The following is a 777-nucleotide window of genomic DNA, read 5'->3' as shown; positions in this document are numbered from 1 at the left end:
CGTCCTGCGGGACGTGTTCCACACCTTGTGGCACCCGACCCGGCACGGCGGTCTGAGCCGGCTGATCATGACCGGGTGCTGGCGGCTGTCCGGCCGCCTCGCCGGGGGCCGCCGGGCCTCCGGACTGGCCGGTCCCCTGGCGATGGTGACCGTGGTCGCCACGTGGGCCCTGACGGTGGTGGTGGGATGGGCCCTGGTCTACTGGCCGCACATGCCGGACGGATTCACGTACACCGCCGGACTCCGGCCCGCCGAACACGCAGAGTTCCTCGACGCGCTCTACGTCTCCCTGGTGCACGTCTCCACGCTGGGTCTGGGCGACATCGCACCGGGCGAGGGATGGCTTCGCGTCCTCGCCCCCGTGGAGGCCCTGGTCGGGTTCGTCCTGCTGACCGCGACCGTCTCGTGGACCCTCGGCATCTACCCGGCGCTCGCCCGCCGCCGCGCCCTGGCGCTGCGCCTGTCCCACCTCTCGCGCACCCACCCCACCACCGAGCAGATCGACACGGACGCGGGGGCGGCGATCGTCGACAGCCTGGCGGCGGCCGTCTCGGTGGTCTCGGTCGACTTCATGCAGTACGCCGAGTCCTACTACTTCCACGACGGCGACGACCGCACCTCCCTCGCCCGCCACGTCACCTACGCGGGCAACCTGGCGGACCAGGCCGCCGGCGCCCGCCATCCCGACGTCCGGCTCTCGGCAGCGGTCCTCCGCGCTGCGCTGGAAGACCTCGCACTCATCCTCGACCAGCGGTTCCTGCACACCGGCGGCACACC

The 777-nt window shown here is 72.6% G+C and carries 1 protein-coding gene; it reads left to right on the top strand.

The window, feature by feature from the left end; translation table 11 throughout:
* Positions 1-4 precede the first annotated feature (4 nt).
* Positions 5-777 (top strand): potassium channel family protein (locus LG634_RS37540; protein WP_226741031.1); only part of this gene is annotated, 773 nt, incomplete at its 3' end.

Origin of the sequence: Streptomyces bambusae, from assembly GCF_020532645.1 — a bacterium.
Lineage (GTDB): Bacteria > Actinomycetota > Actinomycetes > Streptomycetales > Streptomycetaceae > Streptomyces > Streptomyces bambusae.
This window is presented reverse-complemented; position numbering and strand designations above follow the sequence as displayed.